The sequence below is a fragment of the Streptomyces sp. NPDC045695 genome, from assembly GCF_056432025.1.
The window spans coordinates 446,087-466,626 of record NZ_JBWKJU010000001.1; the positions used below are offsets into that span (position 1 = coordinate 446,087).

Sequence of the window (20,540 nt, forward strand, 5' to 3'; positions counted from 1 at the left end):
GCGGCAGGAGGCGGCAAGGGCCTCGGTCAGCGGCGCTCGCGGGGCCACACCACCTTCAGCCGCGGCGAGGTGAGGATGTCCCGCTCACAGAAGCGCGAGGTGACCCAGCGCTCCTGGGAGAAGAGCCGGGTCTGGTCCGCGTAGAAGGGCGAGTTCGGGTTCGCCGACTGGCTGTACGTCAGCAGGGTGCGCGCCACCGGGCAGCGGCCGCCGTCCCAGCCGACCGCCTGGATGTGGCTGGAGCCGTGCACGATCTCCGGATAGCCCCCGGCCGCCGCGTTCCACGGCGCCTCGATCTTGTTCCAGACGCCGAGCGACTCCGTGCCGCCGCCGACCGGCAGCCTCTGGCCGCCGCGGACCACGAACTGGTGCTCGCCCAGCGGGGCGTCCAGCGCGATCCCGGCCGCCCTCAGCTCCGCCACCGCGTCCGCGAGCGCCCGGCCGACGCCGGGCGCCGTCCGGTTGAGCGTACGGGGCGTGCGCACCGGATCGGCCGCCGAGAACGGCACCAGCCACAGGTCCTTGGCCGCCGTCGACGCCGTCAGCTTGCGCCAGAACCGGTCGAAGAGGAGCGCTCCCCGGCTGGTGCCGTCGGCGCTGTGGTCCCAGCCCGCCAGGACCGGGCAGGCCGCCGAGACGTCCACGGCGGAGCCGTCGCTCGCCGTCGCCGTACCGCCGGGCAGCGCGGCGCAGGCCGCCGCCGCGTCGGCCGCCGCCAGGTCACCGGCCGGAACCCGGTTGGCGAACTGCTGCTTCTGCAGGTCACCCACCGTCAGCCCGCCGCGCGCGGCCATCGCCGACACGTCCTCGACCGCGCCGCGCGTCCGCATCGACCGGGGGGCGCCGACATTGCCCCAGATCCGCTCGTACCCGGTCAGCGGCCGGTCGGCATTGGCCAGCCAGGCACTGTCGTTGGAGTTCTCGGCGTACGGGGCGTCCCGCAGCGTCGGTGCCTTGCCCGGGCCGAACACGCCCGGCTGCACCGCGTCCGGGTCCGCGCCGAGCGCGCACTCGCCGCGCGCACCGTCCAGTACGGCCAGTCCCGAGGCCGGGTACGTGGCCCGGCCCAGCGGCGTGGAGCAGCGCGCGGCGAGCTCGTCGGTGATCCGGGGGAGCACCTGCGTCTGGGTGAAGAGGGTGCCGCCCGCGGAGTCGGCGGCCACCGTGTTGACCCAGGGCAGGCCCTGGGTGCGCGCCAGGGCTTCTTGGATGCCGGCGACCGAGCGGGCCTTGCCCATGGCCAGGGCGGAGTCGGAGCCCCGCAGGTTCGCCGCGTTGGGGTCGGCCAGCGCGTAGGCCGTCTGCGCCGTCCAGGGCAGCGGCAGGCCGGCGCCCATGCCCGTGATCACGGGGCCGAAGCGGGTCCACCACTGGGAGCGGGTCACCGGTTCGCCGCCCGCCACCGGGACGGTGACGGTCCGCCGGGTCATCGCCTCCGGCTTCCCGTCGACCAGGTAGACGGTGGGATCGGCCGGGTCGAGCGTGAGCTGGTGCAGGTTGACGGGCGTGCCGGTCGCCACCGTGTGGCTCCAGGCCACCTTCTCGTTGAAGCCGATGCCGACCACGGGGGCGCCGATCAGGGAGCCGCCCGAGACGTTCAGCTCGCCCGGGATCGTCTGCTGCGACTGCCAGAAGCGGCGCCCGCCCTGCCAGGGGTAGTGCGGGTTCCCGAGCAGGAGTCCGCGGCCGCCGGCGGTGGTCGAGCCGGCGAAGGCCACCGCGTTGGAGCCCATGTCGTAGCGGCTCGTGTCGAAGAACTCCCGGGCGGCCTGCGCGGCGGCCTGCGGATCGACCGCGGGGGCCGGAGCGGTCGTCGGGGCGTCGGTGGTCGTGGGGGCGGGCGCCGTCGTGGGGGCCGCCGGGGCCGGTGCCGGGGGCTGGGCGGCCGTGATGGCGTCGACGGCGCGCCCCTGCCCGCCGAGGACCGAGACCGCGAAGGCGCGGGCGGCGACGTCGGTGGTGGTGACCGGGCGGACCCAGCCGGCGCCCTTGCAGGCGGGATCGCCGATCTCGTTCTGGGCGAGCCAGGCGTTGTAGCCGGCCGCCCAGCCGCGCATCAGCTCCTTGACGTCCTTGCCGGGACCGGCCGGAGCGGGCGCGGCGAGGAGCTTGTCCACGGCGCCGGACTCCCGGACGCCCTTGAAGTACAGGTCGCTGGGGAGGTTGCGGGTCGCGGAGGACAGCGAGCCGTCGGGTGCGGCCTCGGGGCCGAACCAGCGCGAGCGCTCACCGGCGACGGTCGCGAAACCGTCGGCCAGGACGCAGACCTGGTCGGCGGCCTGCGCCCAGCCGGTCCCGAAGCCGAGGTGCGCGTAGTCCCGGGCGAGGATGTGGGGGATGCCGTTCTCGGTGTACCGGATGACGGCGGACAGGCCGCCGCCGGAGGGTATCCGGTCCCCGGTCGCCGCCGAAGCCTGTGGTGCCGCGGCCGTGACGGCGAGCAGCGCGGCGCCGGTGAGCGCGGCGCGGCGCAGTGCCGGGCGGGTGCTGAGGTGCAACGTACCTCCCAAGTAGCCTGCGGGCGGGCGTGGTTGCCCTGTGGGGGGCGGCCCGTCCGTGCCCCCACACTCATGCAGGCGGTCGGATGATCTGTCAACATCCCGTTTGGTATCGAGGTCATTGACCTCGGCCGTACGGGCGACGAGGATCGCGCCATGACGGCAGAGCGGGAAGTGCGCCACCAGACGGTCGACGGACTCGTACGGGACACCGCCCGCAGGGTCCCCGAGCGGGTGGCCGTCCGCTACCGCGAACGGACCTGGACGTACGCGGAACTCGACGCGGCCGTCACCACCGGCGCCGCCGTGCTGAGGGAGCGGTACGGGCTCGCCGAGGGGGACAGGGTCGCGACCTTCGCCCACAACTGCGACGCCTACCTCATCGCCTTCCTGGCCTGCGCCCGGGCCGGCCTCACCCACGTCCCCGTCAACCAGAACCTCACCGGCGAGGACCTCGCCCACATCCTGGGCGACTGCGGGAGCGCCCTGGTCCTCGCCGATCCCGACCTGGCCGGGCGGATCCCCGACGGCCACCCCGTACGGGCGCTGCGCGACGCGCCCGGGTCCTTCCTCGCGGACCTGGCCGAACCGCTGCCCTACGAGGCCGCCGGCCCGGACGCGTCGCGGCTGGTGCAGCTGCTCTACACCTCGGGGACCACCGCCCTGCCCAAGGGCGCCATGATGACCCACCGGGCCCTCGCCCACGAATACGAGAGCGCCGTCGACGCGCTGGACCTGTCCGAGGAGGACCGGCCGGTGCACTCGCTGCCGCTGTACCACTCGGCGCAGATGCACGTCTTCCTGATGCCGTACCTCGCGGTCGGGGCGCGGAACACCATCCTGGACGCACCGGTCGCGGAGCAGGTCTTCGACCTGGTCGAGGCGGGGGAGGCCGACAGCCTCTTCGCCCCGCCGACGGTGTGGATCGGCATGGCCAACCACCCCCAGTTCGCGGAGCGCGAGCTGGGCGCGCTGCGCAAGGCGTACTACGGGGCCTCGATCATGCCGGTCCCGGTGCTGGAACGGCTGCGCGAGCAGCTGCCCGGGCTCGGCTTCTACAACTGCTTCGGCCAGAGCGAGATCGGCCCGCTGGCCACGGTGCTGGGGCCGGACGAGCACGAGGGGCGCATGGACTCCTGCGGGAGGCCGGTGCGCCACGTCGAGGCGAAGGTCGTCGACGAGGACGGCGAGGACGTCCCCGCCGGCACGGCGGGTGAGGTGGTCTACCGCTCGCCGCAGCTCTGCCTCGGCTATTGGAACGACCCGGCGGCCACCGAGAAGGCCTTCCGCGACGGCTGGTTCCGCTCGGGCGACCTCGCGGTGCGCGATGCGCAGGGCTACTTCACGGTGGTGGACCGGGTGAAGGACGTCATCAACTCGGGCGGGGTACTGGTCGCCTCACGGCAGGTGGAGGACGTGCTCTACACCCACCCGGGCGTGGCCGAGGCGGCGGTGGTCGCCCTGCCCGACGAGCGGTGGATCGAGGCGGTCACGGCGGTCGTGGTGCCGCGCGGGGAGGTGACGGAGGCGGAGCTGATGCAGTACGCGCGGGACAGGCTCGCCCACTTCAAGGCCCCGAAGCGGGTGCACTTCGTGGACGCCCTCCCGCGCAACGCCAGCGGCAAGATCCTCAAGCGGGAACTGCGCGAGCGCTTCACCGAACCGTCCCCCTGACGGCCGGCGCCCGCGGTGGGGTCAGCCCGGCTCCGGGTGGCGGGGCGGGAACTGCTCGGGCGGCAGGAGTCCGCTGCGCCGCAGGCGACGCAGGGTGAAGTGCTCGTGTAGGAGGCGGCCGACGAGGGCGCCGCCGTAGACGACGAAACCGACGCCGACCAGCCAGGACTGGACGACCAGCAGGGTCCCGAACGGGCCGTAGGTCACGGCGTTCGACGCGATGAGCGGGGAGAACACCAGCTGCGAGAAGATCCGCAGACCCAGCAGGCCGAGACTGGTCGCCACCGCACCCGGCACCAGGGCCCGCCAGCGGACCCGGCCGCCGAGCAGCAGGCGCTGCGAGCCGACGAAGAACAGGCAGGTGCCGAACAGGTCGCCCAGGAAGCCGAGGGTGGTGCCGAAGGCGCCGTTCGAGGGGGCGGGGGTCTCCACGAGCAGGGCGAGGTAGCAGACCAGCAGGGCGAGCCAGACGACGTGCCGCCACATGGTGTGCCAGCGGGCGGTCGGCAGGTCCCAGACCTTCTCGTAGCCGGTCTGCACCGCCGAGCCGAAGGTCAGGCCGAACACGGCGAGGGCGGCGAGTCCGAACGCGGTGGTCCGCTCCAGCGCCAGGTCCGCCGCGCTGAACAGCACCTCGACCTTGTCCCGCGAGGCCTGCGTCACCCCGAGGGCCTGGCCGAGCCAGCGGCCGAAGCCCGAACCGCTGCCCGGTGAGGCGGCGGCCACGACGATCAGCAGCGGCACCAGGGTGAGGAACCCGAGGGCCGCGAAGCCCATCGCCCGGTGCATGAGCTCCATCTCCCGGCCACGGCTCCACGCCAGCCCGGCATGGGAGCCCTGGAGCCGGTTGTACAGCCGCCGGAGGATCGAGGTCACACCATGCACTACCCGCGGGCGCGGCCACGCTCCCGGGGGCTACTCCCAATAGGCCCGAAGAGGTGGTTTCAGACGCCCGGTCGCAGGTCTCGGCCCTCCCCGGCGTCGCGCAGGTCCACCAGCCGCTTGATCTTCCCCACCGAACGCTCCAGCGTCTGCGGATCGACCACCTCCACCCGCACCGAGACCCCGATCCCCTCCTTCACGGCCCGCACCACCTCGGCGGCCGCGGCATCCCGCCGGCCGGCGTCCGTCTCCCGCCGCGCCTCCACCCGTACCGTCAGGGCGTCCATGCGGCCCTCCCGGGTCAGCCGCAGCTGGAAGTGGGGAGCCAGGCCGGCCGTGCGCAGCAGGACCTCCTCGATCTGGGTCGGGTAGAGGTTGACCCCGCGCAGGATGATCATGTCGTCGCTGCGGCCCGTGACCTTCTCCATGCGCCGGAAGGCGGGCCGCGCCGTGCCGGGCAGCAGCCGCGTCAGGTCCCGGGTGCGGTAGCGGATGACGGGCATGGCCTCCTTCGTGAGGGAGGTGAACACCAGCTCGCCGGGCTCCCCCTCGGGAAGCACCGCACCCGTCAGCGGGTCGACCACCTCGGGATAGAAGTGGTCCTCCCAAATATGGAGGCCGTCCTTGGTCTCCACGCATTCCATGGCCACGCCCGGACCGATGACCTCCGACAGGCCGTAGATGTCCACCGCGTCGATGTCGAGCCGGTCCTCGATCTCCCGGCGCATCTCCTCGGTCCACGGCTCCGCGCCGAATATCCCCGTCCGCAGCGAGGTGGCGCGCGGGTCGATGCCCTGGCGCTCCATCTCGTCCAGCAAGGTCAGCATGTACGAGGGGGTCACCATGATGACCTCCGGCCGGAAGTCCTCGATGAGCCGGACCTGGCGGTCCGTCATCCCGCCCGAGGCGGGCACGACCGTACAGCCCAGGCGCTCGGCGCCGTAGTGCGCGCCGAGGCCGCCCGTGAAGAGCCCGTAGCCGTAGGCGACGTGGACGATCTGGCCGGGTCGCCCGCCCGCCGCGCGTATCGACCGGGCGACGACGTCGGACCAGGTCGAGAGGTCCCCGTCGGTGTACCCGACGACGGTGGGGCGCCCGGTGGTGCCGCTGGAGGCGTGGATGCGGCGGACCTCGGGGCGCGGCACGGCGAACATGCCGAAGGGGTACTGGTCACGCAGATCGGCCTTGGTGGTGAAGGGGAACAGGGCGAGGTCGGCGAGGGAACGGCAGTCGTCGGGACGCACCCCGGCCTTGTCGAAGGCCTGCCGGTAGAACGGCACGTGGTCGTAGGCGCGCCGCAGGGTCGCACGCAGCCGCGTCAGCTGGAGGGCCGCCAGCTCGTCGCGGCTGAGCCGCTCGCCTTCGTCGTGGAGATCCGCGTACACCGCCATGCCGTCACCTCATCCTGAGTCAACCGACCGATCATTCGGTAGATTGCCAGGCTCCGGGAGGTTAAATCAATGACTCGAACGAGTGATCGTCTGTTGTGATGGGCCCCATGCCTTCCTTCACCGCGCACGACGGAACCGAACTCGCCTACCACGTCCAGGGCGACGGCGAACCGCTGATCTGCCTCCCCGGCGGCGCCATGCGCGCCTCCGCGTACCTGGGCGACCTCGGCGGACTGGCCGCCGGCCGCCGCCTCGTCCTGCTGGACCTGCGCGGGACGGGGGACTCCGCGGTGCCGGCGGACGAGTCGACCTACCGCGTCGACCACCAGGTCGCCGACGTCGAGGCGCTCCGGGCGCACCTCGGCCTGGAACGCATGGACCTCCTCGCGCACTCCGCCGGCGGCAACCTCGTCCAGCTCTACGCGGCCGCCCACCCGCAGCGGCTGCGCCGCACCGTCCTGGTCACCCCGACCGCGTGGGCCGTGGACCTCCCGGTGACCCCGGAGCACCGCCTGGAAGGGGCCCGGCTTCGGGCGGGGACCGAGCCGTACGACACGGCCATCGAGGCCTACGAGCGGATCCTGGCCGGCGCCGGTGGCAGTGACGCGGACTGGGAGCTCGCCGCGCCGCTCTTCTACGGGCGCTGGGACGAGACGGCCCGGGCCCACTTCGCGGCGAGTCCGCGGCAGCAGAACGAGAAGGCCGCCGACGCCTTCGCCGGCCCCGGCGCCTTCGACCCGCCCGCCACCCGGGAGGGGCTGCGCCGGGTGACGGGCGAGGTCCTGGTGCTGGCCGCGGAACTGGACGGCAACCCCCGGCCGGCGCTGGCGGCCCGGCTCGCCGCCCTGTTCCCGCAAGGCTCGCTCGACGTCCAGGCCGGGGCCGGGCACTTCCCGTGGCTGGACGACGCCGACTGGTTCGCGGCGAGGGTGGAACGCTTCCTGGCGACGGGCGCCTGACGGGCGCCTGACGGGGGCGGGTCGCCGGGCCACTCGGAGGGTGCCGCGGGGGTGGAGGGTGCAGTGAGGCCCGAGGGCGCGGCGGGTGCCGTGGGTGCGGATCAGCCGGCCGCGTCCGCCTGCGACGCCACCGACTTCGCCCAGCGGTAGTCCGCCTTGCCGCTCGGGGAGCGCTGGATGGCCGGCGCGATGACCAGCTGGCGCGGGATCTTGTAGCCCGCCAGCCGGGTCCGGCAGTGGCTCTGGATCTCGTCCAGGGTCGGCTCCGGGGCCCCCGGCCGGACCTGCACCACCGCCGCCACGTGGCTGCCCCAGGTCGGGTCCGGGACGCCCGCGACCAGGGCGTCGTACACGTCCGGGTGAGACTTGAGCGCCTGCTCGACCTCCTCCGGGTAGACCTTCTCGCCCCCGGTGTTGATGCACTGCGAGCCGCGGCCGAGCACCGTGACGATGCCCTGCTCGTCGACGGTCGCCATGTCACCGAGCAGCACCCAGCGCTCCGAGCCCTTCTGGAAGAAGGTCTCGGCGGTCTTCGCCGGGTCGTTGTAGTAGCCGAGCGGGACGTGTCCGCGCTGCGCGAGGCGCCCCGGCACGCCCACCGCCACGGGCTCGTGCGTCACCGGGTCCACCACCTGCGTACGGTCGTTGACCGTCAGGCGGAAACCCTTGTCCGGGCCGGAGTCGTCCGTCGCCCGGCCGTTGGACCCGGACTCGGACGACCCGAAGTTGTTCAGGAGCAGCACGTGCGGCACCAGCCGCTGGAACTCGGCGCGCACCGTCTCCGACATGATCGCCCCGGACGAGGAGACGCTGAACAGCGACGACAGGTCCGTGCCCTTGAGCGGGCCGTTCAGGGCGTCGATGAGCGGCCTCAGCATCGCGTCACCGACCAGCGACACGCTGGAGACCTTCTCCTTCTCGATCGTCCGCAGGACCTCCTCGGGCGCGTACTTGCGGTGGATGACCACCCGCTGCCCGTAGTTGAAGGCGATGAACGAGGTCAGCGTCGAGGTGCCGTGCATCAGCGGGGGAGCAGGGAAGAAGGTGAGCCCGGCGCCCTTGGACGCGACCCGTTCGGCCAGCTCCTGCGGCCTCTTCACCGGCTCGCCCGACGGCTCGCCGCCGAACAGCCCCGCGAAGAAGAGGTCCTCCGCCCGCCACATGACGCCCTTGGGCATGCCGGTCGTGCCGCCCGTATAGATGATGAAGAGGTCGTCGGGGCTGCGGGGCGGGAAGCCGCGTCCGGGCGAGCCGGCCGCCTCGGCGTCGGCGTACGCGACGGGGGCGATCGAGGGCTCCGGGGCCCCGGCGGGGGGCTGCCCGACCCGGATCAGGTGCCGCAGCCGCGTGGTCTGCGGCAGCGCGGCCGCGACCCGCTCGGTGAACTCGCCCTCGAAGACGAGCGCGGCGAGATCGGCGTCGTTGTAGAGGTAGACCAGCTCTTCCTCCACGTACCGGTAGTTGACGTTCACCGGGACCAGCCGGGCCTTCAGGCACGCCAGCACGGTCTGGAGGTACTCGACGCCGTTGTAGAGGTGCAGGCCCAGGTGCTCCCCGGGCTCCAGCCCGCTGTCCAGCAGGTGGTGCGCGATCCGGTTCGCCGCCGCGTCCAGCTCCGCGTACGTGAGGCGGCGCTCGGCGCCGGTCCCGGGGTGGTCCACGTAGACGAGGGCCTCGCGGTCCGGGACCACGTCCACGACCGACTCGAACAGGTCGGCAAGGTTGTACTCCACCGTTCCTCCTGACCCCGTTGGTTCTGGACGCCGTTGGTTCCTGACTGGCCCCGTGGCTGGTCTGCCCGGCGGTCATTAGAGCGCCGGAGACGGCAACTGGGAAGGGAGCCGCTCAAGAAATCTGACTGAGTGTCAGAAAACTATTGAACTGCACCCTCCCCTACTGCAACCTGTTCTAGGTCTTGAGACGGGAGGACGGCAATGGGTGGGACGGAACACCTGACCGTGGAACGGCACGGCGCCACGCTGGTGCTCACCATGAACAGGCCCGAGGCGAAGAATGCGCTCTCGCTGCCGCTGCTGGTGGGGCTGTACGACGGCTGGCTGGAGGCGGACGCCGACGACGAGATCCGCTCGATCGTGCTGACGGGCGCCGGCGGGGACTTCTGCGCCGGCATGGACCTCAAGGCGCTGGCCGGCAAGGGCATGGCGGGGGACCAGTACCGGGACCGCCTCAAGTCCGACCCCGACCTGCACTGGAAGGCGATGCTCCGCCACCACCGGCCGCGCAAGCCGGTGATCGCGGCGGTGGAGGGGTACTGCGTGGCCGGCGGGACCGAGATCTTGCAGGGTACGGACATCCGGGTGGCGGGGGAGGGGGCCACCTTCGGGCTCTTCGAAGTCAAGCGGGGGCTGTTCCCGATCGGCGGCTCCACGGTCCGGCTGCCGCGGCAGATCCCGCGTACGCACGCCTTGGAGATGCTGCTGACCGGGCGCCCGTACACCGCCGAGGAGGCGGCGTGGATCGGACTCGTCGGGCGGGTGGTGCCGGAGGGCAGGGCTCTGGAGGAGGCCCTGGTGATCGCGGAGCGGATCAACGCGTGCGGGCCGCTGGCGGTGGAGGCGGTCAAGGCCTCGGTCTACGAGGCGGCGGAGCTGACGGAGGGGGAGGGGCTGGCGGCCGAGCTGCTGCGGGGGTGGCCGGTCTTCGACACGGCGGACGCGAAGGAGGGGGCGCGGGCGTTCGCGGAGAAGAGGCCGGCGGTGTATCGGCGCGAGTAGTTTTCCCGGCTGCGGGCCGGGGCCGGTGCGGTGCCGTGCGGTGCGGTGCTTGCCGTGCCGGGCCGGACGCGGGGTGCGGCGCCGCTGCCGGGGCTCCGCCCCGGACCCCGCGCCTCAAACGCCGGCGAGGCTGGATGTGCTGGCGAGGCTGAAAGAGCGGGGCTCCGCCCCGGACCCCGCGCCTCAAGCGCCGGCGAGGCTGGATGTGCCCCCGGGCCCCGCGCCTCAAGCGCCGGCGGGGCTGGGTGTGCCGGCGGGGCTGGATGTGCCCCGGTGGGGCTGAAAGAGCGGGCTCTGCCCCCGGGCCCCGCGCCTCAAGCGCCGACGGGGCTGGATGTGCCAGCGGGGCTGGGTGTGCCCGGCGGGGCTGGATGTGCCCGTCAGGGCTGGGCGTGCCCGGCAGGGCTGGATGGGCCCGGCGGGCTGTAAGAGCGCGGGTTCGTGTCGGACCGCGTAGCGACCTCTCGTAATCGAATCGACCGCATCGGAGAGCCACCATGACAGCTGCCTCCCCACCGGAGGTGCTCCGCGCGCCGCTCGTCGTCGAGTTTCCCTTCACCCGGTCCCTCGGGCCCGTGCAGAGCGCCTTTCTCACCGGGCTGCGCGAAGGCGTCGTCCTCGGGGTGAAGACCACTGGCGGGAAGGTGATGGTCCCGCCCGTCGAGTACGACCCCGTCACCGCCGAAGAGATCCGCGAGCTCGTCGAGGTCGCGGCCACCGGCACCGTCACCACCTGGGCGTGGAACGGCCGGCCCCGCCCCCACCAGCCGCTGGAGACTCCCTTCGCCTGGGTGCTCGTCACGCTCGACGGCGCGGACACCGCCCTCCTGCACGCCCTCGACGTGCCCGGCCCCGACGCCGTGCGCACCGGGATGCGCGTCCGCGTCCGCTGGGCCGCCGACCGCGTCGGAGCCATCACCGACGTCGCCTGCTTCGAGCCGTACGACGGCCCGGCCGCCCAAGACGACGCGGCCCCGCACGACGGCGCCTTCGCCGACGCCGTCACCGGCATCGTCGCCGAGGCCCGCCTGGACTACGTCTACAGTCCCGGCCGCGCCCAGACCGCCTACATCAACGCCCTCTCCGAGCGGCGGACCGTCGGCGAGCGCTGCCCCTCCTGCCACAAGGTGTACGTCCCGCCGCGCGGCGCCTGCCCCACCTGCGGGGTGGCCACCACCGACCAGGTGGAGGTCGGCCCGGCGGGCACGGTCACCACCTACTGCATCGTCAACATCAAGGCCAGGAACCTCGACATCGAGGTCCCGTACGTCTACGCCCACATCGCCCTCGACGGCGCCGGCCTCGCCCTCCACGGCCGGATCGGCGGCATCCCGTACGACCAGGTCCGCATGGGCCTGCGCGTCGAGCCGGTCTGGACCGAGGGCGGCCGCTACCCCGACCACTACCGCCCCACCGGCGAGCCGGACGTGGACTACGACGCGTACAAGGAGCTCATCTGATGCCGAAGACGCCGCCGAGGTACGCCCGCGACGTGGCCGTCGTCGCCTTCGCGCAGAGCGACCACCTGCGCCGCACCGACGAGCTCAGCGAAGTGGAGATGGTCATGCCGGTCCTCCACCAGGTGCTGGCCGCCACCGGACTGAAGGCCGGCGAGATCGGCTTCACCTGCTCCGGCTCCAGCGACTACCTGGCAGGCCGGGCCTTCTCCTTCACCATGACCCTCGACGGGGTCGGCGCCTGGCCGCCCATCTCCGAGTCCCACGTCGAGATGGACGGCGCCTGGGCCCTCTACGAGGCCTGGGTCAAGATCCAGACCGGCGAGGCCGACACCGCGCTCGTCTACGCGTACGGGAAGTCCTCGCCGGGATCCGTACGGGACGTCCTGACCCGCCAGCTCGACCCGTACTACGTGGCTCCGCTCTGGCCCGACTCCGTGGCCCTGGCCGCGCTCCAGGCCCAGGCGCTCATCGACGCCGGCGAGACCGACGAGCCGGCCCTGGCCGCCATCGGCGCCCGCAGCCGGGCCTGTGCACGGTCCAATCCGCATGCCCAGCTGGCCGGTGACGTTCCGCAGGGCGACTACCAGGTCGCACCCCTGCGCACGGGGGACTGCCCGCCCATCGGGGACGGCGCCGCCGCCGTCGTCCTCGCCGCCGGCGACACCGCGCGGCGGCTGTGCGAACGTCCCGCCTGGATCACGGGCATCGACCACCGCATCGAAGCCCACGGCCTCGGCCTGCGCGACCTCACCGACTCGCCGTCCACCCGGCTCGCCGCGCAGCGCGCGGGCGTCTTCGACGCCCCGGTGGACACGGCCGAACTGCACGCGCCGTTCTCCTCCCAGGAGGTCGTGCTGCGCAAGGCGCTCGGGCTCGGGCTCGGGCTCGGGGACGGGGACGGGGACGGGGTCACCGTCAACCCGTCCGGCGGCGCCCTCGCCGCCAACCCGATGATGGCCGCCGGTCTCATCCGCATCGGCGAGGCGGCCGCCCGCATCCACCGCGGCGAATCCGACCGGGCCGTCGCCCACGCGACGTCCGGCCCCTGCCTCCAGCAGAACCTGGTCGCCGTCCTGGAAGGGGACGTTCGGTGAGCACTACGGGTAAAGAGCCGGTCGCGGTCGTCGGGATCGGCCAGACCAAGCACGTCGCCGCCCGCCACGACGTGTCCATCGCCGGACTGGTCCGGGAGGCGGCGGCGCGCGCCCTCGCGGACGCCGAACTGACCTGGGCGGACATCGACGCGGTGGTCATCGGCAAGGCCCCCGACTTCTTCGAGGGGGTGATGATGCCCGAGCTGTACCTGGCGGACGCGCTCGGCGCGGTCGGCAAACCCATGCTGCGCGTGCACACGGCCGGCTCGGTCGGCGGCTCCACGGCCCTGGTCGCCTCCCAGCTGGTCGCGGCGCGCGTCCACCGGACGGTGCTCACCCTCGCCTTCGAGAAACAGTCCGAATCCAACGCCATGTGGGGCCTGTCCCTGCCCGTCCCCTTCCAGCAGCCGCTGCTCGCCGGGGCCGGCGGGTTCTTCGCCCCGCACGTGCGCGCGTACATGCGGCGGACCGGCGCGCCGGACACGGTCGGCTCGCTGGTGGCGTACAAGGACCGGCGCAACGCGCTGAAGAACCCGTACGCGCACCTGCACGAGCACGACATCACCCTGGAGAAGGTCCAGGCCTCGCCGATGCTGTGGGACCCGATCCGGTACTCCGAGACCTGCCCCTCCTCCGACGGTGCGTGCGCGATGATCCTCACCGACCGGGCGGGCGCGGCCCGTGCGCCGAAGCCGGCCGCCTGGGTGCACGGCGGGGCGATGCGCAGCGAGCCGACCCTCTTCGCGGGCAAGGACTTCGTCTCCCCGCAGGCCGGCAAGGACTGCGCGGCCGACGTCTACCGGCAGGCGGGAATCACCGACCCCCGCCGGGAGGTCGACGCGGTCGAGATGTACGTGCCGTTCTCCTGGTACGAGCCGATGTGGCTGGAGAACCTCGGTTTCGCGGCGGAGGGCGAGGGCTGGAAGCTCACCGAGGCCGGGGTGACGGAGCTCGACGGGGACCTCCCGGTCAACCCGTCCGGCGGCGTCCTGTCCACGAACCCGATCGGCGCCTCCGGCATGATCCGCTTCGCGGAGGCGGCCCTCCAGGTCCGCGGCCAGGCCGGAGAACACCAAGTTCCGGACGCCCGGCGGGCCGTGGGGCACGCGTACGGCGGCGGCGCGCAGTTCTTCTCGATGTGGCTGGTGGGGGCGCAGGAACCGACCAGCTGAGCGGACCGCACCGCGGTGACGGGGGCGGCACACCGGCCACGGGTGACTCACCGTGCCCTGTGCGCCACCCGCCGCGGTGGCTAACCTGGCCCCCGGACGACGTACCGGGAGGAGCACGCACGTGGCCGAGAGCATGACTTCACAGCCCCTCGCTGGCTGGGGCAAGCCGGACCTCGATCTCACCGGGGCCGACTGGCAGTCGAGCAGCCGGGGAGCGGGTGACGTTCAGATCGCCTTCGTCGAGGGCTTCATCGCGATGCGCAACAGCGAGCGCCCCGAGAGCCCCTCGCTGATCTTCACGCCGGACGAGTGGCACAAGTTCGTGCTGAACGCCCGGGGCGGGGAATTCGACCTCACCTGATCCCGCCTCACCTGACCTGCCCGACCGGCGGCACACGGCGTACCACCGGGCGGCCCCACCGCCCCCCGGTGGCCGCCGGGTCCTCCCGGCGGGGTCGGCGGGCCGCCGGGCGCCCCTAGGCGCTGTCGTCAAAGTCCCGCCTGGCCCGCGGCGCCCGGCGCCGCACCTCGCCGCGTTGTCGGGGCGCCCGAGTACGTCCCGTACACGGGCGCCCCTCCGCCTTGCGATGCACGGCACCGGACACCGCGGGCCTGACCGACGCTACTTTGACGACAGCGCCTAGGGTGGCGCCATGAGCGGAGAGAGCGACCTGCGCACATTGCTGAGCGGTATGCGGCCCGAGCTGAACGAGGGCGTGTACGTGTTCTGCACCGTCCCCGGCCCCACCGTCCCGGCGGGGACCGCGCCCGTGGCCACGATCCTGGAACCCGAGGGCCTCACCCTGGTCCTGCGCCAGGAGGACGCCGACGCGGCCGGTCTCGCCTACGACTACACCGCCGGCTGGATCACCCTGCGGGTCCACTCCGCCCTCGACGCCGTCGGCCTCACGGCGGCCTTCGCCACCGAGCTCGGCGCACACGGGCTGAGCTGCAACGTCATCGCCGGCTACCACCACGACCACCTCTTCGTGGCCGCGGAGCGGGCCGCCGAGGCCGTGGCGGTCCTGGAGGACCTCGCGGCCCGTTCCGCGCGGACCTGAACCACCCGGACGATACGCCGCAAGACGAGCCGGGAGAGAAGCCGCAAGACGAGCCGGGAGGACGAGGCCGGAAAGAAGATCGGCCTCTTTTCCCGGCAGTGGGATCACACGCTGTGTGCGCGGGCGTACGCTGATCTTCCGAACAGGCCTGGGGGGTACCAGCCATGACGGACCGCCGGACCCGTTTGCGGCGCACGATGGTCGAACGCGAGACCGAACTCGCGCTCGTCGACGAGGCCCTGGACCAGCTCACCGGTCCCGGGCCGGACGCCGGTGGCGCGCTGCTCGCCTTCTCCGGTCCCGCCGGCCTCGGCAAGACCACCCTCCTCGCCGAACTGCGCCGGCGCGCGCTCGCCCGCTCCTGCACCGTGCTCGCCGCCCGCGGGGGAGAACAGGAGCAGGGCCAGCCCTTCCACGTGGCCCGCCAGCTCATCCAGCCCCTGCTGGCCGGATCCTCCGAGCAGGAGCTGCGCGCCGTTCTCGGGAGCTGGTACGCGATCGTCGGCCCCGCCCTCGGGCTCTGCGCGCCGGAACAGGGCGCGCCGCCCGACCCCCAGGGCCTGCGCGACGGACTCGACTGGGTGCTGACCCACCTCGTCGTCCAGCGGGCCCCCGTCGTCCTCGTCCTCGACGACGCGCACTGGGCCGACCCCGAGTCCCTCGGCTGGCTCGCCGCCTACGCTCCGCGCGCCGAACACCTCCCGCTGCTCCTCGCCGTCGCCTACCGCCCCGACGAACTGCCCGTGCACGCCGACGCCTTCCGTACGCTGCCCGGCCGGGCCGGACAGCGCCCGCTGCCCCTGGCGCCGCTCACCGAGCACGCCGTCGCCGCCCTGGTCCGCGAGGCCGTCGGCGACCACGCCGACGACGCCTTCTGCCGGGAGGCCTGGGCCGTCACCACCGGCAACCCCTTCGAGGCCGTCGAACTCACCGCCAGGGTCCGCGACAAGGGCGTGCCCCCGGTCGCGGCGAACGCGCCGCTGCTGCGCGACCTCGCCGCCGCCCAGCGCGGCAGCGGCCTGGTCGAACGCCTCGAACGCCTCGGCCCGTCCACCGTCCGCTTCGCCTGGGCCTGCGCCGTCCTCGGCACCGCCATCCCGCAGGACCTCGCCGCCCGTGTCGCCGCCCTCGGCGCCGAGGAGGCCGTGGACGCCACCGCACGGCTGCGCGACGCCCGCATCCTGTCGGCCGCCGAGGCCACACCGGCGCACGAACCGGGCTCCGGGCTGGAGTTCGTCCACCCCCTCATCGCCACCGCCCTGTACCGGTCCATCCCGGACGCGCTGCGCGTGGCCCTCCACGGGCGGGCCGCGGCGGCCGTCGTGGACGCCGGACTCGGCTCCTCCGCGGCGGCCCGCCACCTGCTGGAGACCCATCCCGAGAACGACCCCTGGGTGGTGCGCACCCTGCGCGAGGCCGCCGCCGAGAACCTGCGGGCCGGCGCCCCGGAGGCGGCCCGCCGCCAGCTCGCCCGCGCCCTGCGCGAACCGCCCGGCTTCGACGAGCGCGCGGCCGTGCTGTACGAACTCGGCTGCGCCTCCCTGCTCACCGAGCCCGCGAACACCGTCAACCACCTGCGGGCCGCCCTCGCCGAGCCCTTCGACGACCCGGCCCTGCGCCAGGGCATCGTCATCCGCCTCGCCCAGGTCCTCGCGCACAGCGACCGCCTCGCCGACGCCTCGCGGGCGCTCGCGCAGGAGATCCCGTACACCCAGGACGTCCGCGCCCGGCTGCGCCTGCAGTCCGAGCAGTTCATGTGGGACGCCTTCGACGCTGCCGAGACCGACTCCCCGGCCCGCTCCCGGCGCCTGGCGCGGCTCGCCGACCGGCTGACCGGCCGCGATCTCACCGAGCGGTACATCATCGGGCTGCGGGCCTGGGACGCCTGCCTGCGCGGAGAGCCCGTGGACGTGGTCCTGCACCACGCCGGACGGGCGCTGGAGCGGGAGCTCAGCTGGGCCCAGGAGGACCGCGGCTTCGAGGTGCCCGTGCTCGTGGCCATGGCGCACGTGTACGCCGACCGGCCGGGACGGGCGGAGGAACTGTCCGAGGCGGGCACCGCCGCGTTCGAGCGGCAGGGCTGGCACGGGGCGCACCTGTCCTTCGCGTACAACGTGCGGGCCTACACCCGCTTCCGGCGCGGGCGGCTCGCGGAAGCCGAGGAGCTGGCGCGGGCCGGGCTGCGGCTCGCCGAACGCGTGGGGCGGCGCACGCCCGTGCACTGGTACGCCATAGCCATCCTCCTCACGACCCTGCTCGCGCGGGGGCGGGCCGACGAGGCCTGGGAGCTCGCACGGGAACACGAGTACGGCAGGCCCTTCCCGGCGGCCGTGGTCTTCCCCGACTCCCAGACCGTCTACGCGGAACTGCTCCTCGCCCGGGGCGACACGAAGGCGGCCGCCGCCGAACTGGAGGAGGTGGACCGGCGGCTGACCCCGCGCGGCATCCAGAACCCCTCGTGGTGCCCGTGGCAGCTGCACCTGGCCCGGGCGGTGGCGGCCGACGACCCGCACCGGGCGCGGGCCCTGGCCGCCGACGCCGTCCGGCGGGCCCGCGTCTTCGGCGCCCCCTCGGGCCTCGGCCAGGCCCTGCGCGTCGCGGCCGAGGTCGCGGCGCCCGAGGACCGGGCAGAGCTGCTGCGGGAGGCCGTGGCGCTGCTGGCGGCCTCCCCGGCGGGGTACGAACTGGCCTGCGCACTGGCCGCGCTCGGAACGGAGCTGGGCGACCCCGACGTGCTCGCCCGGGCCCTGGTGACGGCCCGGGAATGCGGCGCCGACGGCCTGGAGGCGACGGTGGCCGAGGCCCTTCTGGGCCTCGGAGGCGTCCTTCCGTCCCCCTCGCCCCCGGCGGACGCGCTCACGGAGCAGGAGCTGCGGGCGGCGCGGACGGCGCTCGGCGGTGCGGCCGCCGCCCCGGACCGCGAGCCGGACTGGCTGCGGTCGGCGGCCTGCCGCAAGCTCGGCACCGACCTGTCGGGTCTCCAGGCGGCCCTGGAGGCCTACGAGCGGCGTTGTTGAACTCGTTCATCAGGTTCGAGGCCGTGACCGTCCGGGACCGGGCCCCAAGCCCCCGAACGTGTGTACGCCTGGCACGCGCCAGCCGGGCCGCCGCCCGGATGGGGGCCCGGGGCCGGAAATCTCCCGCGGCCACGTACCATGGCGGCATGTCCTTCCTCCGCCGCCACCGCGCCGCCACACCCGCCGGCCCGGACTTCGACGTCCTGGCCATGGACCCGGGGGACTGGCCGGGCAATCTCGGGGCCGGGCTGCTGCCCGCGCCCGACGGAAGCTGCCAGGGCGTCTTCCTCCGCTACGACCTGTTCGGCGGACGCGGCCCCGCGATGATCATCGGAAACCTCCCCGAGGGTTCCCCCGCCCGGGAGCTCTCCGACGGCGAGGTCCCCTTCGAGGTGGCCCAGCTCCTCGACGCGCTGGAGAACGAAGAGGACGTCGACGTCGTCGGTGTCGAGGACTGCCCCGTCATGCAGGGCGACAACCTCCTCATCGTCCGGAAGGTCAAGCTGTCGGAGTCCCGCATCTCCTGCGTCCAGTTCGACCGCAGTGACAACGTGCTGGTCACCATCGCCAGCTGGGACCGCCCGATCACCGACGACCTCTACGCCCTCCTGAAGCCGCTCCCCGCCGAGCTCTTCCAGCAGGGCTGACGCCTCCCGGTCACGCGTCCGCGATGTCGTTGGCCGCCACGTAGCCGAACGTCATCGCGGGGCCGATCGTCGATCCGGCCCCCGCGTAGCTGCGCCCCATGACGGCCGCGCTGGCATTGCCCGCCGCGTACAGGCCCCGGATCACCGAGCCGTCCGCCCGCAGCGCCCGCGCCCGCGCGTCCGTCACGATGCCGCCCTTCGTACCGAGGTCCCCCGGCACGATCTTGAAGGCGTAGAACGGCGGAGCCCAGACCGGCGCCAGGCACGAGTTCGGCTGCACCTGGGGGTCCGTGTAGTAGTGGTCGTATGCCGAGTCGCCCCGGTGGAAGTCAGGATCGGCCCCCTGCCACGCCTGCGCGTTGAACCGGCCCAGCGTCGCCCGCAGCGCCGCCGCCGGGACCCCGATCTGGCCGGCCAGCGCGTCCCACGTCCACGCCTTCTTCGCCGCGCCCGCCTCGTACCATGCGTCGGGAAAGACCAGGGTCGGCAGGATGTCCTTGAACAGGTACTTGTTGCGGTAGTTCTGGTCCACGATCAGCCAGGCCGGGATGTGCGAGCCGGTCGCCCGCCGGTCCTTCTCGTACATCACGTGCACCACATCGCTGTACGGGGCGGCCTCGTTGACGAACCGCGCGCCGTTCGCGTTCACGATCAGCCCGCCCGGCAGGGTCCGTTCGGCGAGACAGAAGTACGGCTCCCCGGGCAGCGGGATCGACGGGCCCCACCACGCGTCGTCCATCAGGGCCAGCTCGGCGCCGGCCCGCTGCCCCGCCCGGATCCCGTCGCCGGTGTTCTCCTTCGCGCCCACCGACCACTGGGTGCCGACCGGCTGCTGCTGGTACTGCGCCCGCATCTGCGCGTTGTGCTCGAAGCCGCCCGAGCCGATGATCACCCCGCGCCGGGCCCGTACGGTCCCCCGTACGCCCTCCTTCTCGACCACCACGCCGGTGACCGCACCCCCCTCCAGGACCAGGTCCACCAGCGGGCTGTTCAGCCACACCGGCACCCCCGCCCGCAGCAGCCCGGCCCGCAGCCCGGCCGCCAGGGCCTGGCCCATGGTCAGCGGTTTCTCCCCGAGCAGCGCCGCCTCGGTACCGCGCGCCAGGCACTCCGTGGAGACGGCGAGGCCCTTGGCGCTCACCGCCGCGAGGTTCAGCCACTTGTAGTCCTGGCTGAAGACCACCATCCCGGCCGGGACCGGCATGTAGGCCGGGTTGAGCCGGGCCAGTTCGGCGCCCAGGAGACGGCCGTCGATCTGGTCGGGCTCGATGGAGCGGCCGTTCGCCAGCCCGCCCGGCAGGTGGGGGTAGTAGTCGCTGTACCCCTCCATGAAGCGGAACCTGAGCGGACTGTTCGCCATCACGAAGTCCAGCATCCGGGGGCCGTAGGCGAGGAAGGCCGCCTGCCGGTCGGCCGGCACCTCGCTCCCGACGACCGCCGCGAGGTACGCCGCCGCCTTCTGCGGGGTGTCCGGCACGCCCGCCCCCAGGATCACCGAGTTGTTGGGCAGCCAGATACCGGCCCCGGAGCGTGCGGCCGATCCGCCGAAGGTGGGTGCCTTCTCGACCACCAGCACGCTCAGCCCCCGCCGGGCGGCGGTGAGCGCCGCGGTCATCCCGGCCGCCCCGGAACCGGCCACGACGACGTCGTACTCGCCGAGCTGCGGGCCGTCCGGGGCGCCGCCCGCCCGCGCGGCGCCCGACGGCAGCACCGTGGCGGCGAGCACCCCGGCCCCCGTCCCGGCGAGGACCGTACGTCTGGTCGGGAGGGCGTCGGGCGACGTGCGTGAAGCGCTTGCGGACATGGGCAGGCTCCAGCGGGTGGGGAGGCGGGAAGTGATCCCAGCATGTCTGATGCTGAGTCAGAAAAGGTCTTCGCGGGATCATGTGATGTCAAGGCATCCGGCGTCGCCGCCCGCCCACCCGCCGCCTCGCCCGCCGACCCGCGGAC

The 20,540-nt window shown here is 73.5% G+C and carries 15 protein-coding genes; 10 read left to right on the forward strand and 5 right to left on the reverse strand.

All coding sequences use genetic code 11. The features are described from left to right. Positions 1-26: 26 nt before the first annotated feature. Positions 27-2,498, reverse strand: coding sequence for a penicillin acylase family protein (locus AC07DU_RS02035; RefSeq protein WP_479109117.1), 2,472 nt, complete (start codon positions 2,496-2,498; stop codon positions 27-29). A gap of 156 nt (positions 2,499-2,654) precedes the next feature. Here AC07DU_RS02035 and AC07DU_RS02040 point away from each other — a divergent pair, with 156 nt between their 5' ends. Beyond that, positions 2,655-4,172, forward strand: coding sequence for a fatty acyl-CoA synthetase (locus AC07DU_RS02040; protein WP_479109119.1), 1,518 nt, complete (start codon positions 2,655-2,657; stop codon positions 4,170-4,172). 21 nt (positions 4,173-4,193) lie between these two features. Here AC07DU_RS02040 and AC07DU_RS02045 read toward each other — a convergent pair whose 3' ends face one another. Then, entirely contained in the window at positions 4,194-5,048 is an 855-nt protein-coding gene (locus AC07DU_RS02045) for a YhjD/YihY/BrkB family envelope integrity protein (RefSeq protein ID WP_479109121.1), read from the reverse strand. 68 nt (positions 5,049-5,116) lie between these two features. Next, a complete protein-coding gene (gene paaK / locus AC07DU_RS02050) occupies positions 5,117-6,445 on the reverse strand; it encodes a phenylacetate--CoA ligase PaaK (RefSeq protein ID WP_479030480.1) in 1,329 nt (442 codons plus the stop codon). Between the two features lie 107 nt (positions 6,446-6,552). Between paaK and AC07DU_RS02055 the strand changes: the two genes are divergently transcribed. Then, positions 6,553-7,404: an alpha/beta fold hydrolase gene (locus tag AC07DU_RS02055; RefSeq protein WP_360900404.1), complete on the forward strand. Its 852-nt coding sequence runs from the start codon at positions 6,553-6,555 to the stop codon at positions 7,402-7,404. 101 nt (positions 7,405-7,505) lie between these two features. Here the strand turns inward: AC07DU_RS02055 and AC07DU_RS02060 are convergent, their stop codons facing one another. Then, a complete protein-coding gene (locus tag AC07DU_RS02060) occupies positions 7,506-9,137 on the reverse strand; it encodes an acyl-CoA synthetase (protein WP_479109123.1) in 1,632 nt (543 codons plus the stop codon). 201 nt (positions 9,138-9,338) lie between these two features. Between AC07DU_RS02060 and AC07DU_RS02065 the strand changes: the two genes are divergently transcribed. The 8 genes from AC07DU_RS02065 to AC07DU_RS02100 all read left to right on the forward strand — a co-directional run bounded on the left by AC07DU_RS02065 (position 9,339) and on the right by AC07DU_RS02100 (position 18,590). Then, positions 9,339-10,139, forward strand: a complete 801-nt coding sequence (locus tag AC07DU_RS02065; protein WP_479109125.1) for a crotonase/enoyl-CoA hydratase family protein — start codon at positions 9,339-9,341, stop codon at positions 10,137-10,139. Between the two features lie 497 nt (positions 10,140-10,636). Further along, the gene (locus AC07DU_RS02070; protein ID WP_479109127.1) at positions 10,637-11,599 is read left to right on the forward strand and encodes a Zn-ribbon domain-containing OB-fold protein; all 963 of its coding nucleotides are present in this window, start codon (positions 10,637-10,639) and stop codon (positions 11,597-11,599) included. Next, on the forward strand, positions 11,599-12,693 hold the full coding sequence (locus AC07DU_RS02075; RefSeq protein WP_479109129.1) for a thiolase domain-containing protein: 1,095 nt from the start codon (positions 11,599-11,601) through the stop codon (positions 12,691-12,693). Before AC07DU_RS02070 ends, AC07DU_RS02075 begins: the two co-directional genes overlap by 1 nt. Further along, the gene (locus AC07DU_RS02080; RefSeq protein ID WP_479109131.1) at positions 12,690-13,865 is read left to right on the forward strand and encodes a thiolase domain-containing protein; all 1,176 of its coding nucleotides are present in this window, start codon (positions 12,690-12,692) and stop codon (positions 13,863-13,865) included. Before AC07DU_RS02075 ends, AC07DU_RS02080 begins: the two co-directional genes overlap by 4 nt. A gap of 133 nt (positions 13,866-13,998) precedes the next feature. Further along, complete coding sequence (locus tag AC07DU_RS02085) at positions 13,999-14,226, forward strand: DUF397 domain-containing protein (RefSeq protein WP_453371164.1); 228 nt, start codon at positions 13,999-14,001, stop codon at positions 14,224-14,226. Between the two features lie 292 nt (positions 14,227-14,518). Continuing rightward, positions 14,519-14,926, forward strand: a complete 408-nt coding sequence (locus AC07DU_RS02090) for an ACT domain-containing protein (protein ID WP_360889589.1) — start codon at positions 14,519-14,521, stop codon at positions 14,924-14,926. 164 nt (positions 14,927-15,090) lie between these two features. Beyond that, positions 15,091-17,943, forward strand: a complete 2,853-nt coding sequence (locus AC07DU_RS02095; protein ID WP_479109133.1) for an ATP-binding protein — start codon at positions 15,091-15,093, stop codon at positions 17,941-17,943. A gap of 146 nt (positions 17,944-18,089) precedes the next feature. Further along, positions 18,090-18,590: a hypothetical protein gene (locus tag AC07DU_RS02100; protein WP_360889595.1), complete on the forward strand. Its 501-nt coding sequence runs from the start codon at positions 18,090-18,092 to the stop codon at positions 18,588-18,590. A 10-nt stretch (positions 18,591-18,600) separates the two neighbouring features. Here AC07DU_RS02100 and kstD read toward each other — a convergent pair whose 3' ends face one another. After that, positions 18,601-20,394: a 3-oxosteroid 1-dehydrogenase gene (kstD, locus tag AC07DU_RS02105; protein ID WP_479109135.1), complete on the reverse strand. Its 1,794-nt coding sequence runs from the start codon at positions 20,392-20,394 to the stop codon at positions 18,601-18,603. Positions 20,395-20,540 lie beyond the last annotated feature (146 nt).

Bases quoted from the DNA above. Each gene is read 5' to 3' on its own strand.
- AC07DU_RS02065 (WP_479109125.1), top strand. From the start codon at position 9,339: ATGGGTGGGACGGAACACCTGACCGTGGAACGGCACGGCGCCACGCTG.
- kstD (WP_479109135.1), bottom strand. From the start codon at position 20,394: ATGTCCGCAAGCGCTTCACGCACGTCGCCCGACGCCCTCCCGACCAGA.
- AC07DU_RS02070 (WP_479109127.1), top strand. From the start codon at position 10,637: ATGACAGCTGCCTCCCCACCGGAGGTGCTCCGCGCGCCGCTCGTCGTC.
- AC07DU_RS02055 (WP_360900404.1), top strand. From the start codon at position 6,553: ATGCCTTCCTTCACCGCGCACGACGGAACCGAACTCGCCTACCACGTC.
- AC07DU_RS02085 (WP_453371164.1), top strand. From the start codon at position 13,999: ATGACTTCACAGCCCCTCGCTGGCTGGGGCAAGCCGGACCTCGATCTC.
- AC07DU_RS02100 (WP_360889595.1), top strand. From the start codon at position 18,090: ATGTCCTTCCTCCGCCGCCACCGCGCCGCCACACCCGCCGGCCCGGAC.
- AC07DU_RS02090 (WP_360889589.1), top strand. From the start codon at position 14,519: ATGAGCGGAGAGAGCGACCTGCGCACATTGCTGAGCGGTATGCGGCCC.
- paaK (WP_479030480.1), bottom strand. From the start codon at position 6,445: ATGGCGGTGTACGCGGATCTCCACGACGAAGGCGAGCGGCTCAGCCGC.
- AC07DU_RS02040 (WP_479109119.1), top strand. From the start codon at position 2,655: ATGACGGCAGAGCGGGAAGTGCGCCACCAGACGGTCGACGGACTCGTA.
- AC07DU_RS02075 (WP_479109129.1), top strand. From the start codon at position 11,599: ATGCCGAAGACGCCGCCGAGGTACGCCCGCGACGTGGCCGTCGTCGCC.
- AC07DU_RS02095 (WP_479109133.1), top strand. From the start codon at position 15,091: ATGACGGACCGCCGGACCCGTTTGCGGCGCACGATGGTCGAACGCGAG.